Genomic DNA, 21,078 nt, shown 5'->3' with positions numbered 1-21,078 from the left:
TCGAGAGCAGCTCAATTACTACGTGCGTGGCTCTTTGTTAGGCGGCGAGCAAAGCACCGGCTGATCCTGCAGCGCTCGCTGCATTCGCGCCCGCCGCTGCGTTGTCATCGGCCGGCTGTTGCACCTGCAACTGAACGCGGCCTTGCTCGTATTTGAGTTTCGCTTCGAGCTGATCGGCCTGGCCGGAACCTTTGGCGGCCCGTTTGAGCGAAGCCATTTTGCTTTGGAGCTTCGGATCGGAATTGATGATCTGCTCGAGCATTGCAGCCGAGTCGGAGTCGCCGGCGATTTGCACTTTGCCGTCGTTGTCGATCGACAGGGTGAGATCGCTGTCGAGGTTGAGGCCCATCGACTGCAACTTGGCTTGGATGCCGTTCTGGATTTGATCGACGAGATTGAGAATCGCCGAAGGATCGCCCGGCTTGTCGACGTTGTCGTCAATCTTCTTCTTGTCGTCGTCCTCTTCCTCGGTTTTGCCGGCGAGCATGTCGGCAAACGCGGAGCCAGCCGACGCAGCGCTGCCGACCGCTTCTTGCAAGATGCTCGCGCCCGCAGTTACAGCGGCCGTCGCGACAGGCAAGAAATAGAGAGGAGACGTCATGCCAAAAATATCGACGTTGCTGGCAGAGGGAGTGAAGAAAAACCGAGAACTCGCCGATTCTTTGCCGCCAGTTTGCCCAGTTTGTCTTGCTGTCGTTGCCAGCAAACCCCTACAAGTCGCACCATGCCGCGACCTTTTTCCGATCCACTGCACGAACCGGCCCTCGCGCGCGAACAGCGCCGCGCGCGGGGCGTGTTCTATACGCCGGTGGAAATTGCGGAGTGGATCGTCGCGCAAACCTACGGCCCAGCGCTGGCCGAGTGGAATGGCCACGCTCCGCCGCCGCGGTTGCTCGACCCCGCCTGTGGCGCGGGAGTATTCTTGCTCGCCGCGCGACGAGCGCTCGAGGCTCGTTGCCACGAATTGCAAATTGATCCTGTGGCCGCGGTCGAGCATGGCATTCACGGCATCGATATCGATCCGGCGTCGGTGCTGATCGCGCGCGAACACACGCAGCTATCCTCGGCAAACATTACTTGCGCCAATTCTTTGACAGTCGCTGCCGCAAACGAATTCGCCGTCGTCGTCGGCAATCCGCCATACGTGAGCATTCGCGAACTGGCCAAGAGTCACACACCGGAGCAAGTCGCCGAACTGCGGCAACGCTTTCGTACTGCTCGAGGTAATTTTGATTTGTACGTGTTGTTCATCGAGCGCGCCTTGCAATGGCTGCAGCCTGGCGGGCGTCTGGGTTTCATCGTGCCGAATAAATGGGCAACGCTTGACTACGCCCGTGCGCTACGCGAACTGTTGCTTGCGGAAACGTCGGTCGAGCAAGTCGTCGATCTGTCGGCGCTGCGGGTGTTTCCGCAGGCGGGAACTTATCCGCAAATCATCGTGCTACAACGCAAGGCCGCAGCAAACAATCAGCGGTTTTGGATTGCGCAAGGAATCGACACGACTTCGATTCGCCGCGAAGTGCAGCAAGCTGACCTGCAACCCGGTGCCTTCGTTTTCGGAGAAGAGATCGACGTCGAAAACCGCGTCGCAACGGTTCCCTTCGACGCTGTCGCTAAGCTACACAGTGGCGCGTCCGGCTACTCCGCAACGAAGCTGAGCGATGCTTTACAAGAAGCTCGTGCGACGCCCTGCGAAGCTGCCGATTTCATCGTGAGTGGCAACATCGACCGCTATAAGATTCAGGTTGGGAATGTTCGCTTTTTAAATCGCAGCTGGCAGCGACCGGTTCTCACCTTCGATTCTCCACAACTCAACGCGCTCAAACGAAAACTCTATCGCGAACCCAAGGTCGTCCTCAGCGGCATGTGCCAGCGACTCGAAGCGGCTTACGACGAACAAGGCTGCGCACTGGGCGTGCAAGTGTATGCCGCGGCGGAAATGAAGTGCGATCCGTTTTATCTGCTCGGCGCGCTCAATTCGAAATTGCTGAGTTATCTCTTCCGCGAACGGTTTGCTGCCAAGCGACTAGCCAGTGGGTATCTCGCGATCAACAAAGGGCAGCTCGCGCAATTGCCGATTGCGATGGCTGGTGATCGGAACGAGAAATTGCAGCGAACGATCAGCGACCTCGCGCAGCAGTTGCATCAACGCCACTCGGCTGCGCTCGATCAACAGCTCGACGAACTGATTTATCAGCTGTATGAAATCACGCCTGCCGAGCGCGAACGAATCGAAGCGTCGTTCGCAGAAAAACCAGTTCGTACGCGCGCGGCGTGAGCTAGGCGAGCGAAAATCCTGGCATCGTGCCGGTGCTGCTGCCGAAGGTGTCGATGTCGAGGCCGAGTCGCTGCAGGAACTGCACGTAAAGGTTGCTCAGCGGCGGATTCTTCTTCGGATCGAACGCCAGATGCTGGCCGTGGCGGAAACCACCGCCGGCGACCACGATCGGCATGTTGCTGTTGCTGTGGCTGCTCGCGTTGCCCAGGTTGCTGCCAAACATCACGATCGTTTGATCGAGCAAGCTGCGACCGTTTTCATTGGTGCTCTTCAATTTCGCCAGCAGTTCGCCGAAGAGCTTAAACTGCTCAAGCTCGATGATTTTCAGCTCAGCGAGCTTCGCCGGATCCTGACCGTGGTGCGACAGGTTGTGCCAATCCTGCGACACACCTTCGATCTTCGGCACCGCGTTCATGCCTGAAAAAGCAAAGGTGATGAATCGCGTCGAGTCGGTCTGAAATGCGAGGTGCATCAAGTCGGTCATGAGTCGCACGCGAGCGGCGACTTCCTTGCCGTCGGCGATGTCGGCGGGGACCTTGGCATTGACCACGGGCTTGGGCAACTTCGCCCAGCTCTGCGCTTTCTGCAGTCGCTGTTCGACTTCGCGCACGGCGGAGAAATATTCGGCGAGCTTTTCGCGGTCGCGCTTGCCCAGGTCGCGCTCGAGCGATTTCGCTTCGGAGTGGATTGTGTCCATGATGCTCTCGCCCTGCGAAAGCCGCTCGACTTGCGTGCGAACTTGAGCCGGTGTGCCTTCGACGAACATCTTTTTGAAGACCGCCGACGGCCGTTCTTGCGCGGGAATCGCCACGCCGCTGCGCGTGTAAGACAAACCGCGACTCGACGAGGAAGACAAACAGAGCGAGGCAAACCGCGTATCCGGCGCGAGCCGCTCGACGGCAAATTGATCGAGCGAAATTGTGTTCTTAAAACTATCGGCCCGCGGATGCGGTGCGGCGGTTAGATACGAAGCCTCGGCTGAGTGGCCACCATCGACATCGGGATGCGACAGCCCCGAGAAGACCGTGAAGTCGTCGCGGAACTGCTTGATGACTTCGAGGTATGGCGAGTTTTCGTAATCCTTGCCGGTCTGTTTTGGAAACAGGTTTTCGGTGTGAATGCCGAGCGTGGTGTTAATGCAGAGCATCCGCCGCGGCGGTTCGGCTTTCTTCTCCTCCGCCGACAACAACGGCTTGCGGAAGGCAAACTGCTCGAGCAGCGGCAGCGCGAGCGCGACACCAGTGCCGCGAAGAAAGAGTCGACGTGATTGAGATGTCTTCATCGGTACAGCTTCCCCCTGGCTGACGCCACGGGCTATGACGGACACTACTTGCTCTGAAACAACGGACTCGCCACCACCGCATGCACGGTCGAACGTAGGCCGTAGTTTTTGTTTTTGATTTGCGAAACAATCTTCTCGATCTCTGCCGTGTCGCCGTATTGTATCGGACTGCCGGTGGCGTAGACCATTAGTTTTTGCGCTACGCAGCGTGGCACCTGATCGGCATCGGTGAGCAGGAGTTTTTTGAACTCGGCGAGGTCCGCAAATTTGCGGCCGTCCTTTAGTTGATCGCCGGCTTCGACAGTGGGTCCCCAGCCGTAGTTGGGGCGGGCCAGGTATTTCAGGATATTGCTGTCAGGGACGCGGACTTTCTCACGGGTGCCGACGGCACGGTATTTTTCGCGATAGCCGCCGATCACGTCGTAGCTTTCGAGCGCAAAGCCGGGCGGGTCGATGTCGGCATGGCAGGCCGCGCAACTTTCGATTTGCCGGTGCTTGGCCAGTTGATCGCGGATTGTCACCGCGCCGCGAATGTCGGGTTCGATCGCAGGGACGCTTGCCGGCGGTGGTTTGGCTGCGGCGCCCATGATGCGGTCGAGCACCCACACGCCGCGGAGCACTGGTGAGGTCGTCGTGCCGTTGGCGGTCACTTTCAAAACGCTGCCGTGGGCGAGCACGCCGCCACGATGATACTCGGGCAGCAGTTGTACTTTGCGATGTGTGATGCCGGTGATATTGGGAATGCCGTAGTGCTTGGCCAGACGGTCGTTGACGATCGTGAAATCGGAATCGACGAAGTTATGCGTCGAGAGATCGTTCTTCAGCAGTTCTTCGAAAAAGAGTTGCGTCTCGCGGACCATCGACCACTTCAGCGAGTCGTCGAACTCGGGATACAACTGCGGGTCGGGCGTGGTGAAATCGATGTCGCGCAAGCCGAGCCATTGGCCGGTGAAGTTCTCGACGAAGCGTTGCGCTTTGGGATCCTGCAACATCCGTTCGGTCTGCGCACGGAGCACAGCGGGCTGTTTCAATTCACCTTTGAATGCCGCTTGAAACAACTGCCGGTCCGGCATGCTGCTCCAGAGGAAATAGGAGAGTCGCGAGGCAAGCGCGAAATCATCGAGCGCGCCGGCCGGTTCTTTCAGATACAGAAACCGCGGCGAACAGAGAATCGCCTTCAAGCCGACACGCAGCGATTCATCGAACGGCTTCTTGTTCTCCAGCGAGTCGCTTACGAGTTTCAAATACGGCTGCAGATCTTCTTCGGTCGTTGGCCGGCGAAAGGCTTTCGGCAGGAGCTTGCCGAGGATGGTCTTGGCATCTTCCAGAGTCCCTTTCTTGGGATCGGCTTCGCCCATCACGCGCAGGTAGCTTTCGGTCGGCCAGACTTCCGGCAGCGGTCCTTCGATATCGATCGCGCCGACAACAACCATCGGCCCCGGGTACTCGTCGAAAGCCTCGGTCTTTAGATAGATCTTGGGTAACGCAGTAGGTTCGACTTTGAATGTTTCCCGCGTTGCCAGGCGAATGACGATTTCAATTGGCTCGGGCTTGCCGGGGAGCACATCGTAGTAACCAACCCGCCGGGCACTGCCGGCAGCACCGTTGAAATTGCCCGCGAGCACAGCGAGCGTGAGGGGCACCGTTGACTGATGCGCCCGCGTGTGAACCTTGAAGCGATACAGCCCGGGTTCTTTCGCTCGCCACTTGCTGAGGTGGGTGGGATTGGCATCGGAGCGGAAGAGATACGTTTCGTCGCCGATGAAATGACATCCCTTGAAGTATTCGGGGATCGTATCTTTCAGCAGATGCGTCTCCTGCGTGGAGGCGCCTTTGGCCAGCGGCGCGAGGGCAGCCGTGATGACCGCGTCGGCAGCTTCCAGATATTGCTCGATGAGCACCGGGGAAACCGAAAGGGCCGAGCCAACGTTATCGAAGCCGAAGGCGATGGTGTCTTCGGGCAAGAGTTCTTTCACGGCAACTTCGACAGCGAACAGATCGCGGACCGTGTTTTCATACTCGGTGCGATTCAAACGTCGCAACGTGGTCCGCCCTTCGGCCCGCCGCGCGAGGGCGGCAGCATCGAGCCGACTGGAAACTCGCCGCAAGACCGTGGCGACATCGGCAGCCGGCGGTTTCGGCTGATCCTTGGGCGGCATGTCTCCCGCGCGCAATCGCGCGACAACGGCTTGCCATTGTTCAAAGGTTCGGCCATCGGCCAGGTCATCGCCGAGTTGATCGAGCCGCAGTTCGCCTTCGGTCTTCTTGTCGTTGTGGCAGCGCACGCAGTGCTGCTTGAGAAACGCAGTGGTGGGAGCATCGAGCTCGGCGGCGGTGACGCGCGCAGCGAACAGCGCCAGGCAACCGAGTCCCCAAATCCAAATCCGGCGATGCATCACTCCCCTCCCCTGCCCTGCCGCGGTTCAAACTGCCGTCAGTCTAGATGGCTCCCAGGTTTGTGGGTACTCTTTTTCCTTCGCGATCCCCACCATCCAGATGGGCGAACTCCGCCCAATCTTTCAACGAGGCCGGCGGTTGTTAAGATTTCTGAACATTCTGAAGAAGTGCTCACCAATTTCCAGCCGGCGGGAACGCGCAGGCTGCCGGCCGCGTCGAACCGGCAGACTGTTCCCGTGCGAACGGTTGCCGTTGATGGGTTTGGGGCCTTGAAACATGCCAAAACGTGCAAAATATCCAGCGCGACGGGAGGTCGCGGCGGTTTATTCGCCACTGTCGGCATGGCTGGAATAGTTGCTGCTCGAAGCGTCTTTGCGAGGCCAAATGGTGACCTAGCGGGATAACAATTCGGGCCGTTCCAACTACGATAAGAACTTTTACCCGGTTCCAGACCGGGAATCGCCGGCGGGAAGAACTCGCCGGCCGCTCCCCTGCAATGAACTGCGGGGGCGAACGACCTGCTTTCAGGGATGAAACGCGCCGCGTCATTGTTGGCCGCGGTGGTACTGATGATTTCCTGAATTGAGGTTTGCCGTGAAGTTTGCGGACCGTCGTTCCTCTTCGTCCCGCCACCGTTTGCCTGTTGCTGTTGCCGAGCGTGAGCGCCGCCAAAAACTCGCGCGGCGGAAGCTCCTGCTCGAGTCGCTCGAGAACCGCAGCCTGCTCGCGACCCTCGCGCTGCAAGTCAATCTGTATGCCGACAACGGCGGCGTGCCGGGCGCACTGATTGCCAATGACACGGTCACGGCCGGACAGGACTTTTGGGTCGAGATCAAAGCGCAAGATACTTCGGCAGTTCCCTCGGGGCTGATCGACCTGTCCTTAGATATCGGTTTCAGCGCAGCCAATTTCGAAGAGATCGATAATCCCTTTGATCCGGTCAACTCGCCGACGATCATCACGGCCGATTTCCCGATTTTCCGCGACGGCACGCTCGACAACACGGCGGGAACCATTGATGAACTGAGTGGCGCGGCCTTGCCGAACAACGGCAACGGCAAGGAAATCGGCGTCGCTGGTTTTGAGCGTTTCGCCCTGCTGAAGTTCAACGCCGAATCGGCCGTCGTCAACAGCCCGCTGAATATCACCATCGGTACCGGCAGCGCCGCGTTTGCCGATGGCTCGAGTCTCGATAGCGCGACGATCGAGCAGCAAACGATCACGGTTACCGATGGCATTCAGGCCAGCATCACCGAAGATGTGACGCAAGCCGAAGGGAACGCGGGGACAACGAACTACAGCTTCACCGTCACGCTCGACGCCGCAGCCGCCACCGATGTTGTCATTCCCTGGACCTTTGCCCACGGCGAAACTACCGACGCCGATTTTGATGCGGGGCTGACGAAGGCTGGCAAAGTTACCATCCCTGCCGGGCAACTCTCGGCAGTGATTCCGGCGTTTGCCGTGCTGGGTGATCTGACGGTCGAACGCGATGAAACCTTCACGGTCACGCTCGGCACGCCAGAAACTGCCGGCGTGGGACTGTCGGTCGAGAACGTCGGCACGGGCACGATCACCAACGACGACTCGGCGATCATCGTCATCACGGGCCCAGCTTCGACGGCGGAAGGGAACGCCGGCAACACGCCGGTGGAGTTCACCGTCACGCTCTCGGCGCCGGTCGATGTGCCGGTGTCGGTCAACTATCAAACCAAAGACGACACGGCGACGGTGGCGGGCAACGACTATACCCCGACCTCTGGCACGATCACGTTCAACGCGGGCAGCACGAGCGCCATCAAGATTCCGGTCAATATTCTTGGCGACACTAACATCGAAGGGGACGAGTCTTTCGTCGTGCAGATCGATGGCTTGGTTGCCGGTGCACCTGCGCGCAACGTGACGATCGAAACAAACAGCGCTCTCGCCACCATCGACGATGACGATACATCGGCCATCACGATCACGTCGGTCTCGATCGAAGAAGGCAACGCCGGCACCAAGAATCTGAAGTTCAGCATCGGTCTGACGAATCCGGTACCCGGCGAAGTTTCGCTGCAAGTCGACACGCAGGATGGCACGGCCACGGCGGGGAGCGACTACACGGCGACCAGCAAGACGATTACCTTCACCGCCAACAGCGTCGGCCCGATCGATTTCGAAGTGCCAATCAACGGCGACAATACCGTTGAACTCGATGAAGTCTTCAACGTCCTCCTCAGCAATTTGAATTCGGGGCCGTTCACCGTCACGCTTCCGGCCGGTCCCATCACCGGAACGATCACCAACGACGATTCGGCGACGATCACGCTCGCGCCGGTCTCGCAAAACGAAGGTGACGCCGGCACTTCGAACATGGTCTTCACGGCGACGCTGAGCAATCCGGTCGATGTGAACGTGACGGTCGTCTTCGATACAGCTGATGGCACCGCGACGGTGGCCAACAACGATTACACGGCGACCAACAATCAAATTATCACCTTCACCGCCGGTGGGCCGCTGACGCAGACCATCAGCGTGCCGATTGTTGGCGATACAACGGTCGAGCCCGATGAATCGTTCACGGCTGCGCTGAGTAACGTGCAAGCCGCTGGCCGCAATGTGACGGCGGGAAATCCCGTCGTCGGCACGATTCTCGATGACGACAACGACCTGCCAGCGGCGAGCATCGGCGACGTCGCGATTCTCGAAGGGAACGCTGGCGAAACGCTGCTGGTCTTTACGATCACGCTCGACAAGTCCAATCCGCTGGCCGACGTAGTACTCGAAGTTTCGACGCAAGACGTCACTGCGCTCGCAGGTGTTGATTACACGGCGTTCACGAACCAGGTGGTGACGATTGCTAAGGACACGACGTCGCAGACCGTTACCGTGAAGCTCAACGGCGACACGCTCGTCGAGAAAGACGAGACCTTCAAGCTCTCGATCACCAAGATCGATGGCAACGCGATCATTCGCGATGGCGAAGCCATTGGCACGATCACCAACGACGACACTGCGCTGGCCAGCATCGATTCGGTCACGCAGGTCGAAGGGAACGCTGGCACGACGAACTTCGATTTCACAGTGACGATCGATCACCCGGCTGCATTCGACGTGGTCATTCCCTGGTCGTTCAGCCATATCGATACGAACGACGCTGATTTTGGCGCGGCGTTAACAAAGACCGGCAAGGTCACGATTCCTGCCGGCTCGACTTCTGCCAAGATCACTCCCAGCTTTCCAGTGAATGGCGACACCACGCTCGAGAAGAACGAAACGTTCTCGGTAACCCTCGGCACGCCCGAGCAAACCGAAGTCACACTCGCCCAGAGCAAGGTCGGCACCGGCACGATCACCAACGACGACCAGGTGACGGTCAGCATCAACAATGTCACCGATACCGAACCGGCCAACGGCAATACGAAGAACTTCGATTTCACGGTCACGCTGAGTGCTGCCGCCGAGGTCGATGTCGTCGTGCCGTGGACCTTCACCAATGTCACGACCGTCGATGCGGATTTCGGCGCCGGGCTGACGAAGAGCGGCAAGGTCACAATTCCAGCCGGTGCGACGTCGGCACAAATTACCGGCGTCTTTCCGGTCGCCGGCGATTTGTTGACCGAAACCAACGAGACCTTCTCGGTGACGCTCGGCACGCCGGAGACGACTGGCGCGGTGTTGAATGACGCCTCGAAGGTTGGCACGGGCACCGTTCTCGATGCCAGCACTGCGGTAGTCGCGAGCATCGCCAACAAAACGCTGGCCGAAGGCAACTCGGGAAACACCGCGTTCGACTTCACCGTTACGCTCGACAAGGCTTCGCCCGTCGATGTGGTCATTCCATGGACCTTCGCCAACGGCACGACGGCAAATACCGATTTCAGCGGCCTGGCGACCACCGGCAAAGTGACGATCGCAGCCGGCGCGACCACCGGCAAGATCAGCTTCAATGTCATCGGCGATACGGTGCTCGAAGGGGATGAGACCTTCACTGTCACGCTCGGCACGCCCGAAACTCCCAACGCCAGTGTGAATGGCAACGCCAAGACAGCCACGGGGACGATCAGCAACGACGATTCTGTAATTGTCAGCATCAATAACGTCACCGACACCGAGCCGACGAACGGCAATACGAAGAACTTTGATTTCACCGTCACGCTCAGTGCAGCCGCTGATATCGATGTCGTCGTGCCGTGGACGTTCACTAACATCACCACGGTGGATGCGGACTTCGGCGCTGGCTTGACGAAGAGCGGCAAGGTTACGATTCCAGCCGGTTCGACATCGGCGAAGATCGCCGGCGCGTTTCCAGTGGCTGGCGACTTGCTTGCTGAAAACAACGAGACGTTCACGGTCACGCTCGGCACGCCGGAAACATCCGGCGCGGTGTTGGCTAACGCGGAAAAGATCGGCACGGGAACGATCATCGATCAAGCGGCTGCGGTCGTTGCGAGTATCACAGACAAAGCGCAAGCCGAAGGAAATTCTGGCACGACGGCGTTCGACTTCACCGTCACGCTCGACAAGGCTTCCCCCGTCGACGTTGTCATTCCGTGGACTTTTGCCAACGGCACGACGGCAAATACCGATTTCAGCGGCTTGGCGACCACCGGCAAGGTGACGATTCTCGCCGGCGCGACCACTGGCAAAATCAGCTTCAATGTCGTGGGCGACACGGTGCTCGAAGCGAACGAGAACTTCACCGTCACGCTCGGCACGCCCGAAACAGCCAATGCCAGCGTGAATGCGAATGCGAAGACGGGCACCGGCACGATCAACAACGACGACCAGGTGACCGTCACGATTAACAGTGTGAATGACGTCGAGCCAGCCAACGGCAACACGAAGAACTTTGATTTCACCGTCACGCTGAGCGCTGCCGCTGATATCGATGTCGTCGTGCCGTGGACGTTCACGAACGTCACTTCCAGCGATGCCGACTTCGGCGCAGGGCTGACAAAGAGCGGCAAGGTCACGATTCCAGCCGGTGCGACTTCGGCCAAGATCACCGGCGCGTTTCCGGTCGCGGGGGATTTGATCAGCGAAACGCCGGAGACGTTTACGGTCACGCTCGCAGCGCCGGAAACAACGGGTGCAGTGCTCGCCGCCGCCAACACTGTCGGCACGGGCACCATCAACGATGTGACCACGGTCGTCGCAAGCATCGACAGCAAGACGCTGAACGAAGGTAATAGCGGCACGACCAATTTCGATTTCACCGTCACGCTCGATAAGGTTTCGTCAGTCGACGTGGTCATTCCGTGGACCTTCACCAACGTCACGACCAACGACGCCGACTTTGGCGCTGGGCTGACGAAGAGCGGTAAGGTCACCATTCCTGCTGGCCAACTCTCGGCCAAGATCACGCCCTCTTTCCCGGTCAATGGCGACACTACGCTTGAAGCGAACGAGACATTCACGGTCACGCTCGGCACGCCGGAGACAGCAACTGCGATTGTCAACGACAATGCAAAGGTGGGCACGGGGACGATCACCAACGACGACGCGGTAGTCGTGAGCATCACTGACAAGGTGCAGCAAACCGAAGGGAACAGCGGCACGAAGAATTTTGACTTCACTGTTTCGATCGACAAAGCTGCCGGCGTCGATGTGGTGGTGCCCTACACATTCGCTAACGTCACGACCAGCGATGCTGATTTTTCAAACTTGACGAAAACTGGCAAGGTGACGATTCCCGCAGGCCAGACCTCGGTGAAGATCTCGCCAACGTTTGCCGTGGTCGGCGACACCGCCTTTGAAGCCGACGAAACGTTCACCGTCACGCTCAGTACGCCCGAGACTGCTGGTGCGACACTGAGTGCCACCGCCAAGGTCGGCACCGGCACGATTCAGAATGATGACACGATCACGGCGAGCATCAACGCCGTGACGAAAGCCGAAGGAAATAGTGGCACGACGAACTTCGATTTCGAAGTATCGATCGATCAGGTTTCCTCTGTCGATGTTGTCATTCCCTGGACCTTCACCAACGTCACTACGGCTGATAGCGACTTCGCCGCCAGCCTGACGAAGAGCGGCAAGGTCACAATCCCCGCCGGTCAAACCAAGGCCACCATTCCCTCATTCCTCGTCAACGGCGACACACTGGTCGAGCTTGACGAAACCTTCACGGTGACGCTCGGCACGCCGGAAACGGCGGGAGTGGTCCTCTCCTCCACCGCCAAGATCGGCACCGGCACCGTGCAGAACGACGACACGGCGACGGCCAGCATCAAGGCGGTCACGCAAGCCGAAGGGAATAGCGGCAATACGAACTTCGAGTTCACGGTCACCATCGACAAAGCGGCTGCGGTCGACGTCACCATTCCTTGGACCTTTGCCAACGTCACCACAAAGGACAACGACTTCAGCGGCACGTTGACCAAGTCCGGCAACGTGACGATTCCCGCCGGTTCGACATCGGTCAAGATTCCCGCCTTCCTTGTGCTCGGCGATACCACGGTCGAAGCCGATGAGACGTTCACCGTGACGCTCGGCACGCCCGATCGCAGCAGCGTGGTGCTGTCGGCAACGGAAAAAATCGCGACGGGAACCGTGACCAACGATGACTCGGCGACGATCAGCATTGGCAACGCGACGGTGATCGAGCCGTCGTCGGGAACCAAGACGATCACGCTGCCGATCACGATGACGCAGCCTGCCGATGTCGATGTGACGGTGACCTATACCTTCACTAACGGCTCGACGACCGATCCCGACTTTGGCACACTCACGAAGACCGGCACGGTCGTCATTCCCGCCGGCAAGACCTCTCCCGATACGCCGCTCAGCTTCAATGTCGCTTCTGACGCGATCGATGAACCAAATGAAACGTTCACCGTTACGCTCAGCAACCCGACCTTCACTGGCGGTGGTGCGCGGAACGTGACGATTCCCGCCGCCAGCTCAGTTGGCACGGGCACAATCACCGAAGATCCAGGCACGGCTACGCTCAGCGGCTTCGCTTATGTCGATGGCAACAACAACGGTGTGAAGGATGCCGGCGAAGTGGGCATCCCGGGCGTGACGATCACCCTCACGGGCACACCGACCGGCGGCAGCGCGATCACGCTCACCGCGATGTCGGCTGACGACGGCAGTTACTCGTTCACGAACTTACTCAGCGGGACTTATGCGATCACCGAGACGCAGCCGACGACGATGTTCGACGGCACCGACGTCGTCGGCACTCAAGGCGGCACGCTGGCGAACGACAAAATCAGCGCCATCACTCTCGACGCTGCCGAGGCCGGCACGGGCAACAACTTTGGCGAGCTCGGCTTGCTGCCGCAGTTCGTCACCAAGCGGTTGTTCCTCGCTTCCACACCAGCCTTCGCGCAAACGCTGCGAGTGATCAACGGCCGGGCCGCCGAACTCGCGGGCAACCAAACTCTGGCCGATTCGATCTTCAATGCCACAGTGCCGTCGGTGGTGTCGGCCGGCAACAACGCCAATGCTGCCGCAGCCGCTGCGAACAACAACGCCGCCGCGGCGGAATTCGTCGCCGATGATTCTTCTTCGGCAGGCGAAGACGTTGCTCCACTCGCGGCTACGAACACGAGCGCGGCGGGCGAGGCCATCGAAGATGATTCGCCGGTCGTTGCGACTCAGCAACAGGCAGCCGCAGCTAACACCAGCACGAGCACGGCAAAGACATCAACATCGAAAACTTCTGCGGCAAAATCCACCACAACGAAGTCAACAACGTCGACGAGTTCTGCCGTGAAGTCGACGATTGCTTCGACCCTGTCGAAGCGAACCAGCACCTTGCAATCGCTGCGGAGTTCGTCGGCCACGCCAAGCACCGGCGCGACCGCCGACGCGATGCAACTGGCGGCCCTCGATGAAGTGCTGAGCCGCGAGAAGAAGTGGCGGTAATTCGGAATCCGTAGGACGGACCATTGGTCCATCTCGGTGCGGCGAGTTGCGTTTCTTGGCGTCGTACCCACATCCAGGGCGGACCAATGGTCCGCCCTACGATCGTAGCGGCCCCTTTGCCAATTGACGTAAGCCATGGAATTATGGCGACTTACGTCGACGACCAGCCGTCGGCTGGCCTACTTCTGCGTTCTGCCTTCTCCCTTCTGCATTCCTCCCCCCGCCCGGTTTCTGCTAGAAAACCTTCTGAATGCCAGCAGCGACAAATCAAAACCGGTGAGCGCGTCGTCTACTGTTAAGAAGGCATGAGTGTGGCATCCCCCTCCCGCAAAGCAGTCAGCGATACCGCGGTCCAGCCGGCTACGCGCCCGGCTCGGTCGTTGGAGGACGCGTTTGCGCTTCACCAGTCCGAATTGCTCGGCACGCTGTACTACCTGGTGGGGAATTTGGAGGATGCCCGCGATGCCTTGCAAGAAGCCTTCCTGAAGTGTTGGAAGCATCAGGACCAGGTCGCCGGGGTTCAAAACCTAAAGGCTTGGATTTTTCGAATTGCTCTGAACACAGGTCGCGACCTGCGGGAGACCGCGTGGCGACGGAAGCGACAAGGCTTGCCCGAGGACGAAACCTCGCTGGCGGGCAACGAACAACGACCGGATGAAATTGTGGAACACGACGAGCGATTGCAACGGCTGCGCGGTGCGCTGGGGCAATTGCGCGACGAAGAAAAGGAAGTCTTTCTGCTGCGGCAGAACGGCGAATTGACCTACGAAGAAATCGCCGAGACCTTGGCGATTCCCTCGGGGACGGTGAAGACGCGGATGCGGCTGGCACTGACGCGGCTGCGCGAAGTATTGGGAGAGGGATAGACGACCAGAGGATTGCCGAAGAACTAGCAAGGGAAACTGCAAGCCTGCCGGGTAGCTCACGGAAGAGTGCTCAGGCGGCGGGAACGAAGACTGATGAGCGATGATCGTCCGATGAAGAACCAACCCGACAAACCGAACTACGCTGAAGAGCAACAAGCACTGCTGCGGCAGCAGTTGTGGGAGTTGTCCTACGGTCTGCTCGACGCCGACGAAGAAGCGGCGCTGCGCACGCGGATCAAGTCGGATCCCGCCATCGCTCGTTTGTATTCCGAGGTTCGCCTGCAAGCCGAGCTGGTTGGCCGGGCCGCCCGCGTCGAAGATACCTCGCTGCAGATTTCTGCTGGTCCCGAGGCGAAGGTTGGCAAAGGCGCCACGCGCTCTTCTCCTGCCAAGAGCGACAAGTCCTGGAAACAAAAAGAACGTCGCGGCGCGAGTGGCAACTGGTTGGCCATCGCCGGCACGGTTGCGCTGCTCCTGCTCGTGGCGTTTGGTTTGTATCAACCGCAAGGCCTGACGACGTCCGTCGCGCAGGTGGACTACTACTTCACAACCATCACCGCACCGGCAAATACGCCCGAAGGTGTTTCGCAAACTGTCGGGATCGAGACCACGGGAATCGACAACAACGGCCGGGCTGCGGAAGTTGCGGTTCGCCTGGTCGATGAAGCGGGCCGCGAAATCTTCCGCCAACAGGTGAAGACAAACAGCAACGGCCGCGGCGAAGCTCAGCTGCCCGGCGAGCTGGTTCGCAGCGGGCTGCGAGTGGAAGCAGTTCCCGCCGGCGAGCGAGGCGTGGTCTCGACGAAGTTGCAAGTCGCGTCCGAACAATCGCGCACGCTCATGCTCCTGGAAAAGCCGACGGCGAAGCCCGGCGATCAAGTCGGTTTTTCGATGGTCGACTTGAAGCAGTTCTCGAAGCAAACGACCACGCCGCCGACGAGCGAGCTGATGGTTGAAAATCGCCGAGGCGGAGATGTTGTCGAGCCCATGTGGCAAACCGATCCGCAGACAGGCGTCATCACGGGCCAGTTCTCGTTGCCACGCGATCCTGAGGTCGAAGTCGAGCAGCTCAAGATGCGTCGCCGGGCGATGGCAAAAGAAGCTCCCGCCAAACAACAGGACGCCAGAAAACAAGATCAAGTCGAACGTCAGCTCCCGGCTGCCGACGAAGCCCGCCCAACTGGCGAGCAGGTTCAGCGTCAGGCTCTGATGCTCGATCGGTCGACGGAGCCGCGCAGCTCCAACGGCTCGATGGCTGGCGGCGGTGCCGGTGGCGGCGGCATTGTGAATCAATTGCAGCGCGGCGGCTCGCCGGGTGGCGGAGACAGCAGCGCGAAGCGCGAAGCCGGCGACGGCCGCGCTTTTGGCGGGGCTGCGAAGAAAGGTTCGCCAGCAGTAGGAGCCGATGCGATTCAAGTCGCTCCTGCTCCGCCCGCTCCTCTCGCGCCATCTCCGGTTCCACCGGCTCCTGTGGTGCGAGCTCCTCAAGGAATTGCAGCCGCGCCGACTGCTCCGACCCCGGTTGATCCGTCCCCTGCCGCTGTGGATCCAGTTCCCGCCCCTATTCAACCAGCTCCTGGCGCGGTGATCGAACCCAGCGATGCACCGCTCGGTGCGCAGTTGAATCGCAGCCAGCTTCCCAAGCAACTTCCTGATCAGCAGCGCCAAGAGGTTCACGACAAACTGCTGGAGGAGAAACATCCCGCGCGCCAACCCGGCGCGGCCCCTGGCGTCAGCAGTCCTCCGTCGGCTGCCGAGCGCAAAGATTTGCGGATGAAGGCCCAAGGTGGACCCGCCGATCTCAAGACTGCTGAGAACAAAGCTGGCGAAGGTGACGCTGGTTATCGCCTGGCGCGAGCGGTTCCTGAAAACGCCCCCGCCGCACCTGATGTGAAAGCCGGCGCACAATCGCCCTCGGCCAAAGGTGCAGCGCTGAAGGACGTTGCCAAATTGAGCGTACCCGAGGAGTTGCTGGGGAAGGACCTGGTTGTGCTGGCTCGCCGCGACGGCCGACTTCTCTCGCGTCGTGAGTTTTCTCCTTTCCGCGAAGCGGATTTGCTCGATCTGCCGCCGGAAGTCGATGGCCTCGTCGACATCGAGCTCTATCGCGCGGACGAACTTCAAAAACCGGCCTACAGTCAGCAAATTGTGCGAGCCGCGGCTCGTTCGCTGCGGTTCGATGTCGAAGGAATCAAGGATCAATACAAACCCGGCGAAACGGTAACGTTACAAGTTCGCGTTCGCGATGAACAAGGCCGACCCGTCCCTGCCGCCGTTGGTGTGCGGGTGTGGAATGACGTCGCGGCCAAGTCGACGAGCTCACCGCTCCTGCTGGTCGATTCGTTCGCCCGGAGCGAACAAGCCGAAGCCGGCCAGGCACGTCATTTGAGTTCACGAATCGAAGAGTTGGCCGCCGCGCCGCTGCGCAAGGCGGAACAAGAGTCTGCCAAGAGCAGGGCAGCGAATGCAGCCGCTGTGAATGCGAAGCCCGGTGAGATGCCCGCTCCAGCAATCAACGCCGCGGCCGGTCCTGGCAACGTCGCGCCGCAGGCAGCTGCAGCCCCGACTTCTGAAAAGGAAAATCTGGAGTCATCAGCCGGCCAGCAACCCATCGCCACTTTCGACTCCGCCGAAGTGTCGGCAGCCAATCAAACCGTGATGGCCGACAATCGCGTGCTCGTCGAGCAGGAATATCAAACCGCCGTGGCCGCGAGCCGATCGCAGCAGATCGAGCGAGTGCAAGCCATCGGTCGCATTCTCGTCTGGGGCGGCGCCGGGCTGATGTTGCTCGTCGGTCTGCTCCTCATCACCCGTCTGCCGATCAAACCAATCGCGTGGGTTCCCGCCGTTGGCTTGGCGACAATTACTTTGGCGCTCGGCCTCGCCTGGTTCGTCCCCGCGCAACCCGCCGGATGGGATCTCGCGAGGGTGACGACCACCGGCGCCCTGCCGGCGCTCAAAACAGCCAACGAGCCTGTCGTGGAAAATGCACCTGCAGCGCCGCCTGTGGTAACGCCGATTGATCCTGCACTGGAAGCTCCCGCGCCGCAGGAGACTCAGCTCAACCGGCTCCCCGCTTCACCTGCAGCGCCAACTGCCGAAGGGGAGAATCTCAAGCGCGTGTATGGCGCCGAAGCATCTGGCTCCGATGGCAGTGGTTCCTCGCGGCAGCCGGCGGTCATGCCCGCGAAGCCGGGTGGCTTTGCGGCTGCCGACAAACCATCGGCGGCGCTCGCGGCCAGTGCACCCCAGGAAAAAATGTCGAAGCTCGCAGGAGAACAGGACAGCCTGCCAGCTGGTGACAATGGCGTGCCCCCCGATTCGCTCTATTGGCGACCGCTCTCCTCGGTTGGCGAGGATGGTTTGCTGACGATTACGTTCCGCATGCCAGCGATTCCCGCCGACTATCGCCTGCTGCTCGACGCCATCGGCCACGGCCGAATTGGTGGAGATCAGCAATTGCTAATCTGCCGGGAGTAATTGCTCGGCAGGTTTCTTCTCGGCCGCTGCAGTTTCCGGCTTGCTGGGTCCGAGTCGCGAGAAACGCTCCTTCCAACGCAGGAACGGAGCCTCGATGGTGTAATACGTGACGAAGGCTGCGGCCACGGTTGCAGCCGAAGCGACCACGAAGCGGATCATCAAATAATCGAGCCCGACTTTCCGCAAGACTGGCGATACCACATCCAGCACCAACAAGTTGAGTAGGTACATTGAGTAGCTCACCGTGCCGATGGCAGCCACGGGCTTCCATCGTAAAAACGGCGCGACGAGGTTGTCTTCGCGCACCACACACGTTCCCAGCAACAGCGTAAACGCCACTGCGGCCGCCGGCTCGTACCAAGCCGTGTCGGGATTCAGGAAAGTCGGCACCGCTAGCGCGGCAGCAGCCGCAGCAATCAGTGCGAAAGGATTGCCCAGCCAGCGATAGGCGAAGGCATAGGTCTTCGGCGAATCGAGCAAATGGGCGAGCAGCACGCCGCAGATGATGGCGGTCGAAATGCTCCGCAGGATGATCCACACCAGCGGCCCCGGATCGACTCCTGCCGGCCGTAGCCAGGTGACCGTGATATCAGTGGCGATCAGCAGGCCCGCTACGACGATTGACAACCACCGCCAACCGATGCGCTCGATCGACGGCCAAACCAGATAAAACTGCTCTTCAACCGCCAGCGACCACGACAACACAAACACCACGCCCACGCCGCGTGCACGATACAAATCGGCGTACGGCAGCACAAACCAGTCGCTGGTGTACGTCACGAACGCAGGTAGGTTACTCAGGAAGAGGTCGCGAGTGGCGGCGAACTTCTCCGGCCTCAACTGCCCCATGACTAGCACGAGGGCGAGATACAGCAGTAGCACCACGTAGTAGAGCGGAAAAATCCGCAGCGACCGACGAATGTAGAACTTCGTCAGGTCGACATCGCCACACTTCCGCCGTTCGCGGAGCAGCAGCGTCGTGATTAAGAAGCCGCTGATCACAAAGAACAGCTGCACACCCAAATCGCCGCGGGTGAACGGAGCAAAGAGACTGCTCTCGAAGCCTTCGGTCGAATGATGAAAGACAACGGCGAGAATGCTCAAGCAACGCAGGCCATCGAGCGAGCCGAAAGTCCGCGTGTTGAGATACCGTTCGTGCATGACTCCATCGTAATTCGGGAAGAATTCCCCGCAACTTGCTTGCGGGTTTTCCTAGTGTAGTCCTCACACTCCGCGTGGGGGGCCTGCGAGTAAGTCACCGGAATAGCCCCACGCGGAGCGTGAGGACTACACTGATTAATTGCCGAGCGAGAGCAGTGGCGGCGTCGAGCGCCGCAATTGTCCGCAGGCCGCGTCAATTTCGGCGCCTTTGCGCTGGCGGAACTTAATATTGATGCCGCCTTCGAGCAAAATATCACGAAAGCGATTGACGGCTGAGGCCGAAGGTGTTTGATACGGCAGTCCAGCGACTGGGTTATACGGAATGACGTTCAGCAGCGCAGTTCGCTTCGCGAGCAGCGATACGAGTTGCTTCGCGTGTTGCGGCTGATCGTTCACGCCGGCGAGGAGAACATATTCGAATGTCAAACGGCGGCCAGAAACTTCGAAATAGCGATCGGCCGCGGCGATGATGTCGGCTAGGCCGATGCTCTTGTTGACGGGAACGATCTGGTTCCGGAGTTCGTCGTTCGGCGCGTGCAGCGACACGGCCAGGTGATAGCGGGCATTCCGTTCGCTCAGTTGATCGAGTTGCTTCGGCAAACCGACCGTCGAAATCGTGATCCGCCGGTGGCTGATTCCCAGGCCGTTGTCATCCGAAGCCACATCGAGCGCGGCGAGGACGTTATCGAGATTGGCCAGCGGTTCGCCCATCCCCATGACGACGATATGGCTCAACCGCTCTTCGGCAGGGAGCAGCCGTTGCAGCAGCAACATCTGCTCGATGATCTCAGCCGACGTCAGGTTGCGATCGACGCCGTCGAGTCCGCTTGCGCAGAAAACGCAGCCCATCGCGCACCCGACCTGGCTGCTGATACAAATGCTGCGGCGGTCGCCATCGCGCAGCAACACACATTCGATGCGTCCACCACCGGGGAGTTCGAGGAGCAACTTCTCGGTGCCGTCGGTAGACTTCTGATGTTTGACGACGTTCGCCGTCCACAGTTGCCATTCCGCGGCCAACTCCTCGCGGAGCTTCTTCGGCAGATCGTTCATCTCGCCGATGTCTTTCGCCCGCCGCTCGTACAGCCATTTGCGAATTTGCGCAGTGCGGTACGCCGGATAACCGTGAGCGGTCAGCCAATCTTTGAGTGGGGCGGGGTTCGGATCGAGGAGTGAATTCATCGCTCCATTCTGCCATGCCGCCTCAATTTGTCCCAGTGCCAAAACGGGCTTGAATCGCCGCAATTTTCGCAGCCAGATCTCCACTGGCGAGGTCGGCTTGAAAACTCACGAGATCGACGTAGACCAGATGGCTGCAGTACTTAATCGTCCAATTGAGTGTCAGCGGGCTGATAGCGATGACCACGCGGTTTGCTCGCCAGGCTTCCCACATTTCAATGGCCGTGCCCATCGATGCTTCCGGCACAAAGGCGATCAGCACGTCGACCTGGCCGCACATCCGGTTGTGGTTTAGAAAGACTTCGCGCGCCATTTCATCGGTGTAATCGAGCGACAACTGATGATCGGCCAGCGGATCGTAGACCTCAACCTCGGGCAAATGTTGCTGCAGCAGTTCGCGCAATTGCTCTCGATAGCCCTGGTAGTGCATCACCGCGCCGAGATGCGAACCCTGCATGATGCCCGCGAGAAAGATACGCACGAAGGACTCCTGTGACCAAAGAAGAACGGGATGTCTATAATAGCCGCTACAGTCGCCTTTCCAAGAAAGCCCTGAGCGTTAAGCGAGGGAGTCC

10 protein-coding genes are annotated in these 21,078 nt (G+C 59.8%); 4 read left to right on the top strand and 6 right to left on the bottom strand.

Annotation, left to right across the window (positions count from 1 at the left end; genetic code table 11):
* Positions 1–37: 37 nt before the first annotated feature.
* Positions 38–601, bottom strand: coding sequence for a hypothetical protein (locus M9Q49_RS03810; RefSeq protein WP_254507325.1), 564 nt, complete (start codon positions 599–601; stop codon positions 38–40).
* Positions 602–724: 123 nt separating this feature from the next.
* On the opposite strand from M9Q49_RS03810, the gene M9Q49_RS03805 reads away from it, so the two are divergent.
* Positions 725–2,278 (top strand): Eco57I restriction-modification methylase domain-containing protein, encoded by a 1,554-nt coding sequence (locus M9Q49_RS03805; protein ID WP_254507324.1) that lies wholly within the window; start codon positions 725–727, stop codon positions 2,276–2,278.
* A 1-nt stretch (position 2,279) separates the two neighbouring features.
* Here M9Q49_RS03805 and M9Q49_RS03800 read toward each other — a convergent pair whose 3' ends face one another.
* Together M9Q49_RS03800 and M9Q49_RS03795 are read right to left on the bottom strand one after the other, a co-directional pair.
* Positions 2,280–3,560 (bottom strand): DUF1552 domain-containing protein, encoded by a 1,281-nt coding sequence (locus tag M9Q49_RS03800; RefSeq protein ID WP_254507323.1) that lies wholly within the window; start codon positions 3,558–3,560, stop codon positions 2,280–2,282.
* 44 nt (positions 3,561–3,604) lie between these two features.
* Positions 3,605–5,956 carry a DUF1592 domain-containing protein gene (locus M9Q49_RS03795; RefSeq protein ID WP_254507322.1) on the bottom strand — a complete coding sequence of 784 codons (2,352 nt, stop codon included), beginning with the start codon at positions 5,954–5,956 and terminating at the stop codon, positions 3,605–3,607.
* A 595-nt stretch (positions 5,957–6,551) separates the two neighbouring features.
* Between M9Q49_RS03795 and M9Q49_RS03790 the strand changes: the two genes are divergently transcribed.
* From M9Q49_RS03790 to M9Q49_RS03780, 3 genes are all read left to right on the top strand, one after another.
* Positions 6,552–13,817 carry a Calx-beta domain-containing protein gene (locus tag M9Q49_RS03790; protein ID WP_254507321.1) on the top strand — a complete coding sequence of 2,422 codons (7,266 nt, stop codon included), beginning with the start codon at positions 6,552–6,554 and terminating at the stop codon, positions 13,815–13,817.
* 305 nt (positions 13,818–14,122) lie between these two features.
* Positions 14,123–14,683 (top strand): RNA polymerase sigma factor, encoded by a 561-nt coding sequence (locus M9Q49_RS03785; RefSeq protein WP_254507320.1) that lies wholly within the window; start codon positions 14,123–14,125, stop codon positions 14,681–14,683.
* A gap of 111 nt (positions 14,684–14,794) precedes the next feature.
* Positions 14,795–18,163: a hypothetical protein gene (locus M9Q49_RS03780; protein WP_254507319.1), complete on the top strand. Its 3,369-nt coding sequence runs from the start codon at positions 14,795–14,797 to the stop codon at positions 18,161–18,163.
* Here M9Q49_RS03780 and M9Q49_RS03775 read toward each other — a convergent pair.
* The 3 genes from M9Q49_RS03775 to M9Q49_RS03765 form a co-directional block, all read right to left on the bottom strand.
* Positions 18,146–19,324: an acyltransferase family protein gene (locus M9Q49_RS03775; protein WP_254507318.1), complete on the bottom strand. Its 1,179-nt coding sequence runs from the start codon at positions 19,322–19,324 to the stop codon at positions 18,146–18,148. The genes M9Q49_RS03780 and M9Q49_RS03775 overlap by 18 nt on opposite strands.
* Positions 19,325–19,459: 135 nt before the next feature.
* A complete protein-coding gene (rlmN, locus tag M9Q49_RS03770) occupies positions 19,460–20,506 on the bottom strand; it encodes a 23S rRNA (adenine(2503)-C(2))-methyltransferase RlmN (protein WP_254507317.1) in 1,047 nt (348 codons plus the stop codon).
* Between the two features lie 22 nt (positions 20,507–20,528).
* Positions 20,529–20,984, bottom strand: coding sequence for a hypothetical protein (locus M9Q49_RS03765; protein ID WP_254507316.1), 456 nt, complete (start codon positions 20,982–20,984; stop codon positions 20,529–20,531).
* Between the last annotated feature and the right edge of the window lie 94 nt (positions 20,985–21,078).

Source organism: Anatilimnocola floriformis, from assembly GCF_024256385.1.
GTDB classification, from domain to species: Bacteria; Planctomycetota; Planctomycetia; order Pirellulales; family Pirellulaceae; genus Anatilimnocola; species Anatilimnocola floriformis.
The sequence above is the reverse complement of the archived record's forward strand: the minus strand, read 5'-3'. Positions and strand labels throughout refer to the sequence as shown.